Genomic DNA, 17,841 nt, shown 5'->3' on the forward strand with positions numbered 1-17,841 from the left:
ATTAACCAGCAATCCGCCAGCCGCGGGCGGCCAGCTCTTCGGTGAGGCGACCAACGGCCTCAGGGAGTACAGAAATTTCGGCCAGGCCCAGTTGGGCGCCCGGTGAGTGCTCGAGGCGGAGGTCTTCGAGGTTGACCCCGACCTCGCCGACCTCGTTGAGGAGTCGGGCAAGCTGCCCGGGGGTGTCGTCGACCATCACGCTGAGCGACACGAAGCGGCGGTCCTGGCCGTGCTTGCCGGGCAGGCGGGCCACCCCGGCGTTGCCGCCGGCGAGTTCCTCGGCCACCTTGCGGCGCGCGCCCGGTGCGGCGGGGGCTTCCAAGGCGTCGATGAAGCGGTCGAGGTCGTTGCGGTAGGCCAGGAGGATGTCCCGCACGGGTTCGGCGTTCGCGCCGAGGATCTGCACCCACAGCTCGGGGTCGCTGGCCGCGACGCGGGTCACGTCGCGCAGACCCTGGCCGGCGAGGTTCAGGGCCGAGCCGGTGGCATCCGTCAACCGGCGCGCCATGATCGTGGAGACGACCTGCGGCACATGGGAAATGAGCGCCACCGCACTGTCGTGCTCCTCGGGGCTCATCTCGACCAGGATTGCGCCGAGGTCGAGGATCAGGTCGTCGATCGCGGTGGCCTGCTGGTAGCTGATCGCGTCGTGCGCGGCCACCACCCAGGGGCGGCCGACGAAGAGGTCGGCGCGGCCGGCGAGGGGTCCCCCGCGTTCGCGGCCGGCCATCGGGTGACCGCCGATGTAGCGGGACACGTCGGCCCCCAGCGCGCGCAGCTCCTGCAGCGGGGCGAGCTTGACGCTCGCAACATCCGTCACGATCGCCTGCGGGTGGGCGGCCAGCTCACGCGCGACGATCTCGGCCGTCACGTCGGGCGGCACGCACACCACGATCAGCTGCGGCAGGTCGCCGGCAGTGGCGGCGCGGCCGGCGCCGTAGTCGACGGCGATGCTGAGGTTGGTCGGCGACGCGTCGGCGAGGATGACATCGATGCCGCGCGCGCGGAGGCCCAGGCCGATGCTGGTGCCGAGCAGGCCGGCGCCCACGACGCGCACGGGCCCGATCAGGCGAGATTCAACCACTGGAACTCCTGACCTGGGCCTAGATCTTGGTTTCGGCCCGCGACACGGTGAGCAGCTGCCCGAGTTCAACCTTGGTCAGGTCGCGCACGGCGCCCACACGCAGCGTGCCGAGGTGCAGCGGGCCGAACTGGCGGCGCACGAGGTCGACGACGGGGTGGCCGACGGACTCCATCATGCGGCGCACGATGCGGTTGCGACCGGAGTGCAGGGTGAGCTCGACCAGACTGAAGCCGTCGCCGGGAGGGCTGGTCAGGATGCGCGCCTTGTCGGCGGAGATGGGCCCGTCGTCGAGTTCGATGCCGCTCTGCAGCAGCTGGATGGTCTGCGCCGACACGCGGCCCTCGACCTTGGCGATGTAGGTCTTCAAGACCCCGAACGACGGATGCGCGAGCACGTGCGCGAGATCGCCGTCGTTGGTCAGGATCAGCAGGCCGCTCGTCATCGCGTCGAGGCGGCCCACGTTGAACAGGCGCTCCTCGAACTGGTCGGTGAACTCGCGCAGGTCGGGGCGTCCACTCTCGTCCTGCATCGACGAGACGACGCCGACGGGCTTGTTCAGCATCACGTAGCGGCGGCTGGTGTCCAGCTGCACGGCGACGTTGTCGACCATGATCAGGTCCGAGTCGGGGTGGATCCGGCGGCCCAGTTCGGTGACGACCTTGCCGTTCACGCGCACGCGGCCGGCGGCGATCATCTCCTCGGAGACCCGTCGGGACGCGACGCCCGCGGAGGCCATAACCTTCTGCAGGCGCACGCCGTCGGCGGCGGCCTCGAGATTGGTGGGTGTCCCCTGAATCCCCTGGTTGTCGGTTGTCATGGCAATTCCTCAAATCCGTTCGCGCCGTCATTGAGCAGCGGCGATAGGTAGGGCAACTCGTCGAGCGAGTTGATTCCGAGCTGGGCTAGCAGAAGGTCTGTGGTGCCGTAATTGATCGCACCGGTCTCACTGTCGGTGAACGCTTCGGTGATCAGACCGCGGCCGAGCAGTGTGCGCACGACCGAATCCACATTAACGGCACGAATCGAGGCTACAGCCCCGCGGCTGATCGGTTGCTTGTAGGCGATCACGGCGAGAGTCTCCAGGGCCGCCTGCGAAAGCCGGCTCGGGTTCTGGGTGACCACGAAGTCGGCCACGGTCACATCGTGCTCGGGCCGCACGTAGATGCGCCAGCCGCCGGCCACCTCGCGCAGCTCGAAGCCGCGGCGCACGGTGCCGGCGAGGCCGTCGAAGTCGGCCACGAGCCGGGCGACGGATGCGCGCACCTCGCCCAGCGTGGCGTCGACGGCCGCGGCGAGCTGCAGCAGCCCCTGCGGTTCGTCGGCGACCATCAGGATGGCCTCGAGGGTGCGCTCGAGCGGGGGGCGCGGGGCATCCGTGCCCTCTGTGTTTTCTGTGTTCTCTGCGTTCTCTGCTGCGGGGGCGGTGTCACTGCTCATAGTCGTGTCAATGCTCATAGTCGTGTCACTGCTCATAGTCGGCTCCGAGGTTGGCGAGGGTGTCATCGGTCCAGGTCTCGGCACTCCAGTGCAGGCTGAGGTCGCCGAGCGGCACGAGCTGGTCGAAAGAGATGGCGTCGAGGCGGTACAGCTCGAGCACGGCCAGGAAACGGGCGATCACGACGCCCTTCACCTCGGCGCCCACGATCAGCTCGCGGAACGTGAGCGTGTCGGCGGCGCGCAGCATCCGTACCACGTAGGCCGCCTGTTCACGGATGCTGACCAGCGGCGCGTGCAGGTGGTCGAGCCCCACGCCGGGCAGAACCCGCGGGGTGAGTGCGAGGGCGGCCAGGGCGGCGAAGTCGCCGAGGGAGAGAGTCCAGACCAGCTCGGGAGTCTGGCGGCGGAATTTCTCCTCCAGCCGCACCGCCCGCACGTGCCGGGTGGACTCGGCGTCGAGCCGGCCCTGGAACCAGGCGCTCGCGCTCTTGAAGGCCCGGTACTGCAGTAGCCGGGCGAACAGCAGGTCGCGGGCCTCGAGCAGAGCCACGTCTTCGGCGTCGACAAGCTCACCCTGCGGCAGCAGCCCGACGACCTTGAGGTCGAGCAGGGTGGCAGCGACCACCAGGAATTCGGTGGCCTGGTCGAGCTCTTCGTCCTGGTCGAGGCCGCGCAGGTAGGCGATGAACTCGTCGGTGACCCGGCTCAGGGAGATCTCGGTGATGTCGAGTTCGTGCTTGCCGATCAGGGACAGGAGCAGGTCGAACGGACCCTCGAAGTTGCCGAGGGCGACCGAAAACGACTTCGGTGCGTCCGCGTCAGGCGACGGCGCCACGCTGGATCAGTTCCCGCGCCGCCTGCTTGTAGGCCTTGGCGGCCGCGTGCTCGGGTGCGAATTCGGTGATCGGGACGCCGGCGACGCTCGCGTCGGGGAACTTGACCGTGCGGCCGATGACCGTCTCGAGCACACTGTCGCCGAACGCGTCGAGGACCCTCTCGAGCACCTCGCGGGAGTGCAGGGTGCGGGAGTCGAACATGGTGGCCAGGATGCCGTCGAGTTCGATGGCCGGGTTGAGCCGGTCACGCACCTTGTCGATGGTCTCGATCAGGAGCGCCACACCGCGGAGGGCGAAAAACTCGCACTCGAGCGGAATGAGCACGCCGTGGCTGGCCGTGAGCGCGTTGACCGTGAGGATGCCCAGCGACGGCTGGCAGTCGATCAGGATGACGTCGTAGTCGCCGGAGATCTTGCGCAGCACGCGGGCCAGGATCTGCTCGCGGGCGACCTCGTTGACGAGGTGCACCTCCGCGGCGGACAGGTCGATGTTGGCCGGGATGATGTCGAGGTTGTGCACCGACGTCTTCTGGATGGCGTCGTGCGGGCTGACCGAGCCGCTCAGCAGCAGGTCGTAGATGGTGGTGACGTCGTGGGTGGGCACACCGAGACCGGCGGAGAGGGCGCCTTGCGGGTCGAAGTCGATGGCCAGCACGCGGCGGCCGTAGCCGGCGAGGGCGGCACCCAGGTTGATGGTGGTCGTCGTCTTGCCGACGCCGCCCTTCTGGTTGCACAGCGAAATGATGCGCGCCGGGCCGTGACTGGGCAGAACCGCGGGTTCGTCGAAGTCGCGCTTGGGTCGACCGGTCGCACCGACCGGTACCTCGTCTAAACCGGAAAGTCGTGTCCGGTCATCCTGCTTGCGCGCCACTGAGATGCCCTCGATCCGTCTTACACCTGTCACTGTCCCCACTGTAGCGATCGGATCGGGCATGTTGCGGCACGGATCGCCGAAAACCGCAGGTCTGCCGCGTGAATCCGGCGTGTCTCGGCCTGTCATCTGTCCGTGATCGGTCCGTGATCGGTCTCTGATCTGTGGAACCGGGTGAGTCACAGGCTCTTGCGTTAAGGTTTTCAGGTGCCTCAGCCATTTACGCCCCTCCGAATCGCGCTCGTTTGCCTGCACACGTCCCCGGGAGCTGAGCCGGGCTCGGGCGACGCCGGGGGCATGAACGTGGTCGTACGGCACCAGGCGGAGGCTCTCGCCTCCGCCGGCCACCACGTCGATATCCTCACCCGTCGCTCCTCCCCCGTGTCGGAGACGATGCAGTTGAGCCCCGGGGTGACGCTCCGCTTTCTCGAGGCCGGACCGGCCCGTCCCGTGCCGAAGGGCGACCACGAGGAGTTCATCGAGGCGTTCCGCGTGCAGATGGATGCGCTGGGACCCTACGACGTCATCCACTCGCACCATTGGTTCTCGGGTATGGCGGCGCTCCCGCTCGCGCGCCGCCGGGGCATCCCGCACGTGCAGAGCTTCCACAGCATCGCGGCCGACGCGTCGACGCCGTTGTCGGCCGGCGAACGCCCCGAGTCCCCCGGGCGCATGGCCGGCGAGGCCTGGCTGGCGCAGGAGTCGGATGCCCTGGTCGCAATCAGCGAGTCCGAGGCCGACACCATCGTGCAGCGGCTCGGCGGTGCGCCCGAGCGCATCTCGATCGTGCTGCCGGGGGTGGACGGGATTCTGTTCCGGCCCACGGACATCCGGAGTGTCGGTGCCGCCGCGGCTGGGGCTGCCGAGCTTTCTGGACCGATCGACATCCGCGGGTACGCGGTCGTCGCGGGGCGCCTGCAGCCGTTGAAGGGCCTCGACCTCGCGATCGAGGCGATCGCGGCCGTGCCGGAGCCGATCCGGCCCGAACTCGTGATCGCCGGAGACGCGTCAGCCGACTACGACGGCTATATCGACGAACTTCGGTCCCTCGCAGCCCGGCACGGAATCGAGCGCAACGTGCGTTTCGTGGGTCCGCAGTCCCGCGTGGACCTAGCCCTGCTGCTGAGCGGCGCCCGGGTCGTGCTCGTACCCTCGCACTCTGAAACGTATGGGCTCGTGGCGCTGGAAGCGGCCGCGAGCGGTGTTCCCGTCGTCGCCGCGGCGGCCGGCGGACTGCGCGAGGCGGTGCTCGACGGCGACACCGGCGTGGTGCTGGACTCGCGCGATCCGAAGGTCTGGGCCGGCGCGCTCACGCAGATTCTCTCGAACCCCGCGTTCGCCCGGCGTCTGTCGCTCGCCGCGCGCGAGCGGGCCGAGCACCTGGACTGGCCGCGGTCGGCAGAAGGCCTCGTGACCGTGTACCGGTCGCTGGTGCGCCCCGGTGCCGGCGACCGCCGCCCCTCACTGCTCAGCGCGTGAGTCTGCTGGACGGTGTTCCCACTGTTCTGTTCGTGCACGCTCATCCCGATGACGAAACCATTGCGACGGGTGCGCTGATTGCGGAAATGGCGGCCCGGGGCATCCGGGTGTCGTTGCTGACCGCCACGCGCGGCGAGCAAGGCGAGGTCGTGCGTGGGCCGCTGTCGGTGCTCGAGGGCACGGATGCGCTCACCCGGGAACGCGAGCGGGAGCTCGCCTGCGCCGCGGCGGCCCTCGGCATCGGTTTCGCGGATCGGTTCTGGCTGGGCACGCCGCCCGCGCGCGCCGCGGGCCTCGCGCCGCGCGCGTACCGGGACTCGGGCATGACCTGGATTCGTCCGGGGCTGGCCGGGCCGGCCGACGACATCGACGGCGACGCCCTGGTGCGGGCGCCCCTGGCCGAAGTGACCGCGGATGTGGCCGCGCTGATCGGGCAGCTTCGGCCTGCCCTCGTGATCAGCTACGACAACGGTGGCGGGTACGGGCATCCGGATCACGTGCGCATGCATGAAGCGGCGCTGGCCGGCAGCCGGGCGACGGGAGTCGCGTTTGCCGAGGTGGTGCAGGTGAAGGTGGATGGTGCTACATCGGGTGCGGGTGTTGCGGGTGTTGCGGGTGCGGGTGCGGGTGCGGGTGCGGCCGAGTGGTTCGACCTGTCGGCGCACCTCGCGACGGTCACGGCTGCCCTGCGCTGCCACGCGAGCCAGCTCACCGTCGACGAGGGCGGTGGCCACATCGTGCACTCCGGCGGGCAGCGCGAGCCGATCATCACTGCGGTGGGGCTGCGCCTGCTCTGAGGTCGGCCGCACCGACCCGCGCCCGTCTGCGGGGTCTGCGCTGGCTTCCGCTGGTCAGCTGCCGGCCTGGTGTGTAGCCCCTCGTGCATCACTCCTGCAAATCCTGCAGAATAGGCCCGAAAACACGGTGGAACCGGCTCCCGGCAGCCAAATTGCAGGAGCTATGCCAGGGAGGGCGCCGAGACTCCGACGGGTGGCGACGCGGGTGACGACGCGGGTGGCGACGCGGGTGACGGATGCCCCGCGCGGCGGACCCGGCCGCAACTGTTGCCGTTCCGGACAATTGTTGCCGGTACGCGGGCAACAGTTGTCCGGAACGGCAACAGTTAGGCGGGGTTAGGCTACGCATCCCGGACCGGCGGGGCCGCCGCAGCCCAGAGCGGGGGCGGCTCTCGGCAGCCGGCGTCACGTAACCTCGGGGATAATCGCGACACGCCGCATTCGGTGGCCGCTCGACCGGCGGGTTCCGAAAAACTCCGAAGCTAGCGACGGTGACGGATGCCGACGGGCGGGTTCGAGGGCCAGGTCACCGGGTTTCGGCAGGCTCAACCACCGGCGGGGCCGCCGCAGCCGCGAGCGTGGGCGGCTCTCGGCATCCGTCGTCACGTAACTTCGGAAAAAACGCGAGACGCAGCCTTCGGTGGCCGCTCGAACAAAATGTCCCGGAAAGCTTAAACGTCAGCGGCGCGCGGCGGCCCCGGCCGCCACTGTTGCCGTTCCGGACAGTTGTTGCCGGTACACGGGCAACAGTTGTCCGAAACGGGAACAGTCAGGCGGGGTTGAGCTCGTCCAGGACCGGCGGGGGCTCAACCACCACCGCGGGGTGACTCAACCACCGGGGGGACGGAACCGGACACCCGCGCCCGCGGATGCGCCGTCGTGTACATGTCGCGCAGGGTATCCGCGGTGACGAGCGTGTAGATCTGGGTGGTGGCCACCGAGGAGTGGCCGAGCAACTCCTGCACCACGCGCACATCGGCCCCGCCCTCGAGCAGGTGCGTCGCGAAGGAGTGCCGCAGCGTGTGCGGCGAAACATGCCCCTCGAGGCCGGCGCGTTCGGCCGCGGCCCGGATGATCAACCACGCGTTCTGCCGGCTGAGCCTCTTGCCGCGAAGGCCCAGGAACAGGGCCGGCGTCGCCGGTCCACGGGCGGAGAGCAGCGGTCTCCCCCGCACCAGGAACGTGTCGATGGCCGCGCGCGCGTAACTGCCGACCGGCACGATGCGCTGCTTGTCGCCCTTGCCGGTGAGGCGCACCACCTCGGGGTCGAGCACATCGTCCACATTGAGGTTGACCACCTCCGAGACGCGGGCGCCCGTGGCGTAGAGCAGCTCGAGCAGCGCCTTGTCGCGCAGGTTGTGCACCTCGTCGCCGTCGGTCGCCGCGAGCAACAGCGTGACCTGCTCGATCGAAATGGCCTTGGGCAGCCGGGTGCCGAGCTTGGGCGGCTTGGACTCGTGGGCGACATCGGTGTCGACCACGCCCTCCTCGAGCAGAAATCGGTGAAACCCGCGCACGGTCGAGAGGATGCGCGCGATCGACGCCGCGGTCAGCGGCGACTCCTCGCGGGATCCCAAGAACCGCACGTAGTCGGAGATGTGCTGCCGGGTGACGTCGGCGAGTCCGGTCAACCCGACCGCGGCAAGCCACCGGCTGTAGATGGCCAGGTCACGCCGGTAGGCGGACACCGTGTTGGTGCTCAGGCCGCGTTCGATCGCGACGTGCCGCAGATACGAGTCCACGGCCGCCGCGACGACCCCACCGGCAACTCCCGGTGCAGGCGGACCGCCCACACCCGTGACGCCCCGGCCAGCAGGAACACCAGCCGCACCGCTCACACCACCAGACGAGGCCAACCGGTCACACCGTGTGGTCCCAATTGGCCGGATGCCGCGGCCACGGCTCATCCGCCGCCCCGAGGGTGCTCCAGCCACGCGCGCGGGCTGCCTGGGCGGCGAGCACCCCGATCACCAGCGACGGGTTCTGCACCCGGCGGGCCAGCACGGCATCGACGCAGTCATCAAGCGGCACCCAGCGCACCTCGATGTCGGCTTCCTCCTCGGTGCGCTCGAAGATCTCCGGAGCCGCGGCGAGGCCGCGCGCCAGGTAGATGCGGATGACCTCGTTGCTGCCGCCGGGCGAGGTGGCGAACTCACCGAGCACATTCCACTCGGTGGCGACGAGGTCGGTCTCCTCGGCCAGCTCGCGCTGCGCTCCGACGAGTGGATGCTCGCCGTCTTCGTCGAGCAACCCGGCCGGCAGCTCCCAGTCGCGCGTGCGCACGGGGTGCCGGTACTGCTTGATCAGCAGCACCTGGTTGTGCTCGTCGAGGGCGAGGATCGCCACGGCGCCCGGGTGGTCCAGGTACTCGCGATTGATGCGGGAGCCGTTATAGCCGAAGGTGTCGCGGCGGACATCCCACACCTTGCCGTAGAAAACGATCGCGCTGTCCGAGACCGCCGCGAAGGCCGGCTCATCCGCCAGCGGGGCGGAGGCCGATTCGCCGGACTTCTCGGCGGTCACAGGAGCGGTCACGTTGGCGGCGGGCACAGACGGGTGGGTCACGGCTCAGGCTTCTTCCTTGGCTTCGACCTCGAACAGGCGGCTGGCCTGCTGGCGGTCCAGGGCCGCGCTGATCAGGCCGCGGAACAACGGATGCGCGTGGCTGGGCCGGCTGCGCAGCTCCGGGTGCGCCTGCGTGCCCACGTAGAACGGGTGCTCCTCGCGCTTCAGCTCGACGTACTCGACCAGGTGGCGGTCGGGTGAGGTGCCCGAGAACCACAGTCCGGCATCCGCGATCTGAGAGCGGAACGCGTTGTTGACCTCGTAGCGGTGGCGGTGACGTTCGGACGCCTCGGAGGCACCGTAGAGCTCGGCCACGATGGATCCCTCGGCCAGAACGGCCGGGTAGAGACCCAGGCGCATGGTGCCACCCAGGTCGCCGCCCGCGATGATCTCGACCTGCTCTTCCATGGTCGCGACCACCGGGAACTCGGTGTCCTCGTCGAACTCCGAGGAGGATGCGCCGGTGAGGCCGGCCTTGTTGCGGGCGTATTCGATGACCATGCACTGCAGGCCAAGGCAGAGGCCGAGCACGGGGATGCCGTTCTCGCGGGCGAATTTGAGGGCGCCGAGCTTGCCCTCGATGCCGCGCACGCCGAAGCCGCCGGGAACGCAGATGCCGTCGAGCTCACCGAGCAGGCGGTTCGCGCCCTCCTCGGTCTCGCAGTCGTCGGAGGCGATCCAGGTGACTTGGACCCTGGTCTGGTTGGCGAATCCGCCGGCGCGCAGCGCTTCGGTGACCGACAGGTAGGCGTCGGGCAGGTCGATGTACTTGCCGACCAGCCCGATGGTGACGGTGTGCTGGGGCTCGCGCACGGCGTCGAGCACCTTCTGCCAACCGGTCCAGTCGACGCTGGTGACGGGCAGGCCGAGGCGGTCGGTGATGTACTTGTCCAGGCCCTGCTCGTGCAGCATGGTGGGGATCTCGTAAATGCTCGGCACGTCGACCGCGTTGACCACGGCGTCTTCGTCGACGTCGCACATCAGCGCGATCTTGCGCTTGTTCGAGTCGGAGACGGGCCGGTCGCTGCGCAGCACGAGCGCATCCGGCTGGATGCCGATGGAACGCAGGGCGGCGACGGAGTGCTGGGTGGGCTTGGTCTTCTGCTCCCCCGCGGCGCCGAGGAACGGCACCAGCGAGACGTGCACGAAGAAGACGTTGTTGCGGCCGAGTTCGTGGCGCACCTGGCGTGCCGCCTCGAGGAACGGCTGGGACTCGATGTCGCCGACCGTGCCGCCGATCTCGGAGATGATCACGTCGGGGCGCAACTCGTCGCTGGCCTGCAGGCGCATGCGGCGCTTGATCTCGTCGGTGATGTGCGGGATGACCTGCACGGTGTCGCCGAGGTACTCGCCGCGGCGTTCCTTGGCGATCACCTGCGAGTAGACCTGACCGGTCGTGACGTTCGCGGCCTGGTTGAGGTTGATGTCGAGGAACCGTTCGTAGTGTCCGATGTCCAGGTCGGTCTCAGCACCGTCGTCGGTCACGAAGACCTCGCCATGCTGGAACGGGTTCATCGTGCCGGGGTCCACGTTGAGATAGGGGTCGAGCTTCTGCATGACCACGCGGAGACCGCTGGCCGTGAGGAGATTGCCGAGGCTTGCCGCCGTCAGGCCCTTGCCCAAAGAAGAAACGACACCACCGGTCACAAAGATGTGTCGTGTTGTGTCGTTGCGTACTGATGCGTCCGTGCTTTTATTTTCCACCACGGGCTTCGACTCTAGCATTGAGGGCTGACCTATCGGTTGGCGCGGGCGAGGTTCATGAGCTCCCGGGCATGTTCGAGTCCGCTCGCGGAATCGGGCAGGCCGGAGAGCAGGCGGGCCATTTCGGCGGCACGCTCGTCGCCGTGCAGCTGGCGCACGCTGCTGGCGGTGACGGAGCCGTCGCTGTCCTTGACGACGCTGAGGTGGTTGCCGGCGAACGCGGCCACCTGGGCAAGGTGGGTGACCACGATCACCTGGGCGGTTTCGGCGAGCCGGGCCAGCCGGCGGCCGATCTCGATCGCCGCGGCGCCGCCCACGCCGGCGTCGACCTCGTCGAAGACGAAGGTCGGCACCGGGTCGGCATGGTTGATGACGACCTCGATCGCAAGCATCACCCGGGACAGTTCGCCACCGGAGGCCCCGCGCGCCAGCGACCGTGGCTCCGCCCCCGCGTGCGGGCGCAGGAGAATCTTCACGAGGTCGCGTCCGGTGGCGGTGATCTCGGCCCGGCCGTCGACCTCGACCAGCAGCGACGCGTTCGGCATGGCCAGGGCGGCCAGTTCGGCTGTGACGGCCGCACCCAGGGCCTCTGCGGCAGCGCGACGGATGCCGGTGAGCTGGTCGGCGAGGCCGTCAGTCGACTGGCGTGCGGCATCCGTTTCGGTGCGGAGCGTGTCGATGCGGTCGGAGTCGCTGTCGAGTTCGAGCAGACGGGCACTGCCGGTGTCGAGAAAGTCGATGGCCTCGTCAAGGCCGCCCGCGTACTTGCGGGCCAGGCCGGTGAGCTCCGAGCGGCGCTCCTGCACGACCTCGAGTTCGCGGGCGCCATCGGCGTCGAGGCCGGCCAGGTAGCTGGAGAGCTGCGCGGCGATGTCGGCAACCAGGAAGCCGGCGTTCGCGAGTGCCTCGGCCAGGGGCGGCAGGGCTGGGTCGTGCTCCCCGGCCCGTTCGAGCTGGCGCCGGGCGGACTCGAGCAGGGCGACGGCGTCGGGCATCTCGTCGGGGTTCTCCTCGGCCGAGAGCAACTCCCGGGCCTGGGCGGCCGCGATGCGCAGCTCCTCGAGGTTGCCGAGGCGTTCGGCGCGTTCGCTGAGCGACTCGTCTTCGCCGCGCTGCGGGGCGACGAGTTCGATCTCGTCGATGGCGGCGCGCAGCGTGTCGGCCTCGCGGGCGCGCTGGTCCTGCTCGTCGACGAGTCGGTCGAGCTCACTCTGGAGGCCCTGCCAGCGGTAGTAGGCCCTCTGGAACAGGTCGAGGGTGTCGGCGAGCGTCGGCCCGGCGAAGCGGTCCAGGGCTGCAGCCTGGGCGACGGCCGAACGCAGACGCACCTGGTCGGACTGGCCGTGCACGACCACGAGGTCGCCGCCGAGGTCGCTGAGCACGCCGGCGGGGGCGCTGCGCCCGCCGACCACGGCCCGGCTGCGTCCCTCCGCGGACACCGAGCGGCTGAGGATGAGTTCGGGGCCGTCGAGGTCTCCCCCGGCATCCCGCACGCGGGTCGCGACGGTGCCGTCGGCGGGGATCAGCCAGCGGCCCTCCACCCAGCTCTGCGACTGGCCCTGGCGCACGAGACCGGGATCGGCACGCTGGCCGAGCAGCAGGCCGAGCGCGGTGACGACCATGGTTTTGCCGGCGCCGGTCTCGCCCGTCACGGCGGTAAAGCCGGGGCCGAGCGGCAGGGTGGCCTCGGCAATGACACCGAGGTCACGGATGACGAGCTCCTCGATCATGCGGAACGCCTATTCACGGCCGACCGGGCCTCTCCAGCCCGTGACGGGCAGGTTGAATTTGTTGACCAGTCGGTCGGTGAACGGGCCGCTGTGCAGGCGGGCCAGCCGAACGGGAATCGGTGAACGGCGCACGATCACACGGGAGCCCGGCGGCAGGTCGTGCACGCGGCGACCGTCGGCGGAGAGCACCGCGGCCCCGCCGGTGCGGGCGAGCACCTCCACGGCGAGCGACGAGTCCGGGCCCACGACGAGCGGGCGGGCGAAGAGGGCGTGAGCGCTGAGCGGCACCAGCAGCAGCGCGTCGAGCGTCGGCCAGACGATCGGGCCACCGCCCGAGAAGGCGTAGGCGGTGGAGCCCGTGGGCGTGGACATGACCACGCCGTCGCAACCGAAGGAGGAGAGCGGGCGGCCGTCGACCTCGATGACGACCTCGAGCATCCGTTCACGGCTGGATTTCTCGACTGTGGCCTCGTTCAACGCCCAGGTCTCGTAGATCACCTCATCGCCGAGCTTGACCCGAACGGCGAGGGCCATGCGTTCCTCGACCAGGTAGTCGCGCAGCAGGGCCCGGCGCACGGCCTCACCGAGGTCGTCGCGCTCGCTCTCGGCGAGGAAACCTACGTGGCCCAGGTTGATGCCGAGCAATGGGGCCGAACAGCCGCGCACGACTTCGGCGGCACGCAGGATGGTGCCGTCTCCGCCGAGCACGATCACGAGTTCGAGTTCGGTGGTCGCGACGCACTCGTGCAGGATCGCGATCTTGTCGTCGAGGTCCGGGCAGTGCGCGAGCAGGTCGGCGCGCTCGTTGCGGGCCAGCACCGGCACGGCTCCGGCGGCCAGCAGCTGCTGGCAGACGGTGACGGCGGCCTCGAGGGAATCCGTGCGGCCGGTGTGCGCGACGACGAGGATGTTGCGTGGTGCTGCACTCATTTAGTCACTCCCACCAGCGCCGTTGTGCGTTCGATCCATTCTGTCGGATTGCTGCCGACCGCGCTCGACAGCCAGCACAGGTACTCGCGATTTCCGGCGCCGCCGGCGATGGGCGAGGCGATCAAACCGTTCGTCTTGAGGCCGAGGTCCCACGCCGCCCAGAGCACACCGGCAATCGCGTCGGCGCGGAGGCCCGGATCGTGCACGACGCCCTCGCGGATGCTGCCCTTGCCGACCTCGAATTGCGGCTTGATCAGCAGCACGAAGTCGGCACCGTCGGCGGCGGACGCCACCAGGGCCGGAAGCACGGTGGTCAGGGAGATGAAGGACAGGTCTCCCACGACCAGGTCCACCCGCTGCGGCACCCCGGAGGCGGCCGCGATCTTCTCGGCCGTGGCGTAGCGCAGGTTGAACCCCTCGACCAGCACGAGTCGCGGCTCGGTCGCCAGCTGGGGGGCCAGTTGCCCGTGCCCCACATCCACCCCGATGACCTGGCCGGCGCCGCGTTCGAGCAGCACCTGGCTGAAGCCGCCCGTGGACACTCCGGCGTCGAGCACCGTGCGGCCCAGGGCCGGAACCGCGAAGGCGTCGAGGGCGGCGATGAGCTTGTGGGCGCCGCGGCTGACGTAGTGGTCGGTGGCCGCCACCTCGATCAGCTGGGTGTCCCGCACCTTGGCGGATGCCTTGACGACGGGCGTGCCGTCGACCGTGACCAGTCCGCCCACGATCAGCTGCGCGGCGACGGTGCGGGACCGGGCCAGACCGCGCTCGGCGACGGCCGAGTCGAGGCGCTGGTCGGGCATCCGCTCGCCGGCAACGCCGGGGTCGCTGGGGTCGCTGGGGTCGCTGGCACTGGTGTCGGGGGCGACGTTATCGGGGGCGCCCATCGGGGTTCCGTCGACGTCGGTCATGGGTGGCTCGCCCGGGGAACGTCTCCACCTTCGAGGTGGCCCCGCAGCCCGTCGTGCTCCTGAACGTACGCGGCGGCGCGCTCCTCGAGGGGCCGGTCTTCGATCGCGGCGAGCCGCGCGGGAAGATCCTGGGTTACGTCGTCCGTCGTCACGTGGGGCTGATTCACCCTCTCCACGTTACCGTCCGAGATACAGTCGCTCCGGAACAGTGAGCCCGTAGATGGGCCGACCGGATGCCCAGATCACGGCGCAGGCGGCGCGGAGCAGGTTGATCGCCCCGTCACCCTCGGCCACGATCGTGACGTCGGCGCCGACAATGCGCACCGTCGCCCCGTTCACCGTGGCGGAGGATCCGTCCTTGGAGAACACCGTCGGCGGGTAGGGCTCGTGCAGCTGGCGCAGGTCCTCGAGGATATACGTCGGCCGCGACTTGGCGTCGGCGGCCAGGGTCTGCTTGGCCTTGTCGATGCCGGTGAGCACCAGCGCGGCCGGAATGCCGGCCCGGTTCGCGCCGAGGATGTCGGTGTCGAGGCGGTCGCCGATGAACAGGGGCGCCTGCGCCTCGAAGCGGGTGACGGCCTCGGTGAAGATGGCCACCTCGGGCTTGCCGGCCACGATCGGCAGGCGACCGACGGCGCTGTGCACGGCGGAGACGAGGGTGCCGTTGCCGGGCGCGATCCCCCGGGCCACCGGGATGGTCCAGTCGGTGTTCGTGGCGATCCACGGGATCTCCACGCCATCCTCGTTCGGGTGCAGGGCGAACGCGGCCTCGGCCAGGTCTTTCCAGCCGAGGTCGGGCGAGAAGCCCTGGATCACGGCGGCCGGAGCGTCATCCGCCGAGCGGGTGACGACGAAGCCACCCTTTTCAACCTCGGTCAGAAGACCTTCGCCGCCGATCACGAGGATGCGCGAGCCGGCCGGCACCTCATCCGCGAGCAGACGCACGGCGGCCTGCGGTGAGGTCACGACATCCGTCGCCACCGTGTGCAGGCCCAGTTCGGAGAGGTGGTCCGCCACGGATTGGTCGGTGCGGGACGCGTTGTTGGTGAGGTAGCCGACCCGCACGGTTTCCGCTGCACGGTTCAGGCTCTCGACCGCGAACGGGATGGCCGCCGGACCGGCGTAGACCACGCCGTCCAGGTCGGCCAGAACCACGTCGACGCCGGTGAGCGGGGTGACCGGTTCAGGCACGCGGCGACGCCTGAGCATCGTGCTCCGCCTCGTCGGTGGAGTCGTCGGCGTCATTCGCGGACTCTTCGTCGGAGACGTCAGTCGCGTCGTCGTCGTCGTCGTCGGTGTCGTCGTCGGTGGAGTCGTCGGTGGAGTCGTCGGTGTCGGTGTCGGTGTCGTTGGACTCTTCCTCGTCGGACTCCTCCTCGTCGATCTCGAGGATCTCCATGGTCTCGTCGAAATCGGTCACGCCGGACACGGCAGCGTCGGCCCGTTCGGCCCGCTCGTTCCACAGTTCGGCCTCGTCGTCGCGGCCCAGCTCAGCGAGAACCTCGGCGTAGGCGGCGAACAGCTCGGCGCTGTAGGAGAACGCGGTCTTCGGGTCCAGCTGCGGGATCTCTAGCTCGCTGAGCGCAGCCTCGGTCTCGCCGAGGTCCAGACGCGCCCCGGACATGGCGATCGCCAGGGCAACCTGAACGGATGCCGGCAGCGAGGCGCGCTCGACGGAGCGTCCCAGCTCGAGCGCCCGGTCCGGGCGGCCCACGCCGCGCTCACTGTCCACCATCAGCGCAAGCTGATCGTTGGAACCGGAGATGCGGCGATAGGTGCGCAGTTCCCGCAGCGCCAGGGCGAAGTCGCCCGTGGCGTAGGCGGTGATCGCGAGGCTCTCGCGCACCACGGCGATCCGGCCGGCACGACGGGCAGCCGACAAGACGTGGCGGTGAGCCAGCTCGGGGTCTTCGTCGATGACGCGGGCGGCCATGGCCAAGTGGCGGCCGACGGCCTCGGCGTTGTCCTTGCTGAGGGTCTTGAGCTCGTTGCGGGCGATCCGGTCGAGGTCCTGCGACGTGATGTCGTCGGGCAGCTCGGGGTCGTCGTGGCGCGGGCGCACCGAACGAAGCTCGCGCTGCATGCGCTGCTCTTCGGTCATCTCCTCTTCGACGACACGGGCATCGCGGTCACCGCGGGCCGGGGCACCGTCACGGGTCCACAGCTTCTTACCGGCGTCTCCGCGCGGAGCTCCGGCACGGTTCGGCGAACCGCCGCGCTGGGTCCAGGGCTTCTCGCCACCCTGCTGCGGGCGATCGCTGCGCTCGGGACGGGCGCCGTCCTTGGTCCAGGGCTTGCGCTCCCCGCCGCCGGAGGAGCGATCGGAGTTGCCCCGGTACGGGGGACGCTCGCCGCCCTGCGGGCGATCGGGATTGCCACGGTAGCCACCGGTAGAGGGACGGTCCGAATTGCCACGGTAAGGGGGACGCTCACCCTGCTGCGGACGCTCGGAGTTGCCGCGGTAGGAAGGACGCTCACCCTGCTGCGGACGCTCGGAGTTGCCACGGTAAGGAGGACGCTCGCCACCCTGCGGGCGTTCAGAGTTGCCCCGGTAGCCACCGGTAGAGGGACGGTCCGAATTGCCACGGTAGGGAGGACGCTCGCCCTGTTGCGGGCGGTCAGAGTTGCCACGATAAGGGGGACGTTCACCATCACGCTGGGGACGGTCAGTATTGCCACGGTAACCACCCGTGGCCGGGCGGTCGGAGTTGCCGCGATAGGGAGGACGCTGACCATCACGCTGCGGACGCTCGGTATTGCCACGGTACGGAGGACGCTCGCCACCGTTGGCCGGACGCTCGGAATTTGCACGGTAACCGCCCGTGGAGGGACGATCGGAGTTCCCGCGGTAGGGAGGACGCTCGCCTCCCTGCTTCGGACGCTCGGAATTACCGCGGTAAGGGGGACGCTCACCGTCACGCTGCGGACGGTCGGACCGGCCATGGTAACCCCCGTTGGAACGACGATCGTCTCGTCCGCCGTCGCGTGATTCGTTATCGTGCGTTCCTGAAGGGCTCACTGTGTCTCCTGTGTAATTTGACCTGTCATTTCGACAGACCTATCAACAGTAACTCAACGCCAAATGACCACCCGTCTGGGAGGCCATTTTGGTTGATTCTGAATCAAGTCCGGCGGTGTCATACCGGGTCGCGGCGAGTGTGCCTCTCCGGTCGAGAGTGGTGGCTCTACCCGGCACTTTCGACCGAAATGCAGACATTCACTCCCACTTACCACATGGAAGTCACCTCGAGGGGTGGCCAACTGTCGTTGGTGCAGGTGTGCCCTCCCACGGGGTGGTGTGGTTCGTGGCGCAGGGTGTGGAGGCGGGCGCACGGTGTGGAGGTGGGCGCAGGTAGAGCGTGCGCCGCGGGGCGGCTTGGCCGGACCCGTGTGTGTGGCTAACTCAGGACATCCGTTGCCCGCAGTAGACGGCCGCCGCGGGTCAGTGCGGCATAGGTGCGGATGCCCGGCACGGCCCGGCTGGATCTCCTGAGTTGG

The 17,841-nt window shown here is 69.4% G+C and carries 17 protein-coding genes; 3 read left to right on the forward strand and 14 right to left on the reverse strand.

Annotated elements, in window-relative coordinates:
• Window position 1 precedes the first annotated feature (1 nt).
• From CXY81_RS08035 to CXY81_RS08055, 5 genes are read right to left on the reverse strand one after another with little or no spacing between them, the layout of a single operon-like run.
• The gene (locus tag CXY81_RS08035; RefSeq protein WP_104194532.1) at window positions 2–1,084 is read right to left on the reverse strand and encodes a prephenate dehydrogenase; all 1,083 of its coding nucleotides are present in this window, start codon (window positions 1,082–1,084) and stop codon (window positions 2–4) included.
• A gap of 19 nt (window positions 1,085–1,103) precedes the next feature.
• Entirely contained in the window at window positions 1,104–1,901 is a 798-nt protein-coding gene (locus tag CXY81_RS08040; RefSeq protein WP_104100394.1) for a pseudouridine synthase, read from the reverse strand.
• Window positions 1,898–2,521: an SMC-Scp complex subunit ScpB gene (locus CXY81_RS08045; protein ID WP_104100393.1), complete on the reverse strand. Its 624-nt coding sequence runs from the start codon at window positions 2,519–2,521 to the stop codon at window positions 1,898–1,900. The genes CXY81_RS08040 and CXY81_RS08045 overlap by 4 nt, the downstream gene beginning before the upstream one ends.
• A 25-nt stretch (window positions 2,522–2,546) precedes the next feature.
• Window positions 2,547–3,356, reverse strand: a complete 810-nt coding sequence (locus tag CXY81_RS08050) for a ScpA family protein (protein WP_104194533.1) — start codon at window positions 3,354–3,356, stop codon at window positions 2,547–2,549.
• On the reverse strand, window positions 3,340–4,260 hold the full coding sequence (locus CXY81_RS08055) for a ParA family protein (protein ID WP_369828358.1): 921 nt from the start codon (window positions 4,258–4,260) through the stop codon (window positions 3,340–3,342). Before CXY81_RS08055 ends, CXY81_RS08050 begins: the two co-directional genes overlap by 17 nt.
• A gap of 174 nt (window positions 4,261–4,434) precedes the next feature.
• Here CXY81_RS08055 and CXY81_RS08060 point away from each other — a divergent pair, with 174 nt between their 5' ends.
• Both CXY81_RS08060 and CXY81_RS08065 read left to right on the forward strand, forming a co-directional pair.
• Window positions 4,435–5,706: a glycosyltransferase gene (locus CXY81_RS08060; RefSeq protein ID WP_233194061.1), complete on the forward strand. Its 1,272-nt coding sequence runs from the start codon at window positions 4,435–4,437 to the stop codon at window positions 5,704–5,706.
• Window positions 5,703–6,503 (forward strand): PIG-L family deacetylase, encoded by an 801-nt coding sequence (locus tag CXY81_RS08065; RefSeq protein WP_104194536.1) that lies wholly within the window; start codon window positions 5,703–5,705, stop codon window positions 6,501–6,503. The genes CXY81_RS08060 and CXY81_RS08065 overlap by 4 nt, the downstream gene beginning before the upstream one ends.
• Before the next feature lie 806 nt (window positions 6,504–7,309).
• On the opposite strand, the gene xerD is transcribed toward CXY81_RS08065, so the two are convergent.
• The 9 genes from xerD to CXY81_RS08110 all read right to left on the reverse strand — a co-directional run bounded on the left by xerD (window position 7,310) and on the right by CXY81_RS08110 (window position 16,426).
• Window positions 7,310–8,296: a site-specific tyrosine recombinase XerD gene (xerD, locus tag CXY81_RS08070; protein WP_233194062.1), complete on the reverse strand. Its 987-nt coding sequence runs from the start codon at window positions 8,294–8,296 to the stop codon at window positions 7,310–7,312.
• Window positions 8,297–8,363: 67 nt separating this feature from the next.
• Window positions 8,364–8,987 (reverse strand): NUDIX hydrolase, encoded by a 624-nt coding sequence (locus CXY81_RS08075; RefSeq protein ID WP_199183023.1) that lies wholly within the window; start codon window positions 8,985–8,987, stop codon window positions 8,364–8,366.
• An 84-nt stretch (window positions 8,988–9,071) separates the two neighbouring features.
• Complete coding sequence (locus CXY81_RS08080; RefSeq protein ID WP_104194538.1) at window positions 9,072–10,793, reverse strand: CTP synthase; 1,722 nt, start codon at window positions 10,791–10,793, stop codon at window positions 9,072–9,074.
• An 11-nt stretch (window positions 10,794–10,804) separates the two neighbouring features.
• Complete coding sequence (gene recN, locus CXY81_RS08085; RefSeq protein ID WP_104194539.1) at window positions 10,805–12,502, reverse strand: DNA repair protein RecN; 1,698 nt, start codon at window positions 12,500–12,502, stop codon at window positions 10,805–10,807.
• A gap of 9 nt (window positions 12,503–12,511) precedes the next feature.
• Entirely contained in the window at window positions 12,512–13,432 is a 921-nt protein-coding gene (locus CXY81_RS08090) for an NAD kinase (protein WP_104194540.1), read from the reverse strand.
• Entirely contained in the window at window positions 13,429–14,235 is an 807-nt protein-coding gene (locus CXY81_RS08095) for a TlyA family RNA methyltransferase (protein ID WP_104100466.1), read from the reverse strand. The genes CXY81_RS08090 and CXY81_RS08095 overlap by 4 nt, the downstream gene beginning before the upstream one ends.
• A gap of 104 nt (window positions 14,236–14,339) precedes the next feature.
• Complete coding sequence (locus CXY81_RS16390) at window positions 14,340–14,510, reverse strand: hypothetical protein (RefSeq protein ID WP_158250237.1); 171 nt, start codon at window positions 14,508–14,510, stop codon at window positions 14,340–14,342.
• Between the two features lie 10 nt (window positions 14,511–14,520).
• The gene (locus CXY81_RS08105) at window positions 14,521–15,552 is read right to left on the reverse strand and encodes an HAD-IIA family hydrolase (RefSeq protein ID WP_104194541.1); all 1,032 of its coding nucleotides are present in this window, start codon (window positions 15,550–15,552) and stop codon (window positions 14,521–14,523) included.
• The gene (locus tag CXY81_RS08110; RefSeq protein WP_233194063.1) at window positions 15,527–16,426 is read right to left on the reverse strand and encodes a hypothetical protein; all 900 of its coding nucleotides are present in this window, start codon (window positions 16,424–16,426) and stop codon (window positions 15,527–15,529) included. Before CXY81_RS08110 ends, CXY81_RS08105 begins: the two co-directional genes overlap by 26 nt.
• Here CXY81_RS08110 and CXY81_RS08115 point away from each other — a divergent pair.
• Window positions 16,391–17,332 carry a hypothetical protein gene (locus tag CXY81_RS08115; RefSeq protein WP_104194543.1) on the forward strand — a complete coding sequence of 314 codons (942 nt, stop codon included), beginning with the start codon at window positions 16,391–16,393 and terminating at the stop codon, window positions 17,330–17,332. The genes CXY81_RS08110 and CXY81_RS08115 overlap by 36 nt on opposite strands.
• Window positions 17,333–17,841 lie beyond the last annotated feature (509 nt).

Origin of the sequence: Cryobacterium sp. M25 (genome assembly GCF_002929635.1) — a bacterium.
In the GTDB taxonomy this organism is placed as follows: domain Bacteria; phylum Actinomycetota; class Actinomycetes; order Actinomycetales; family Microbacteriaceae; genus Cryobacterium; species Cryobacterium sandaracinum.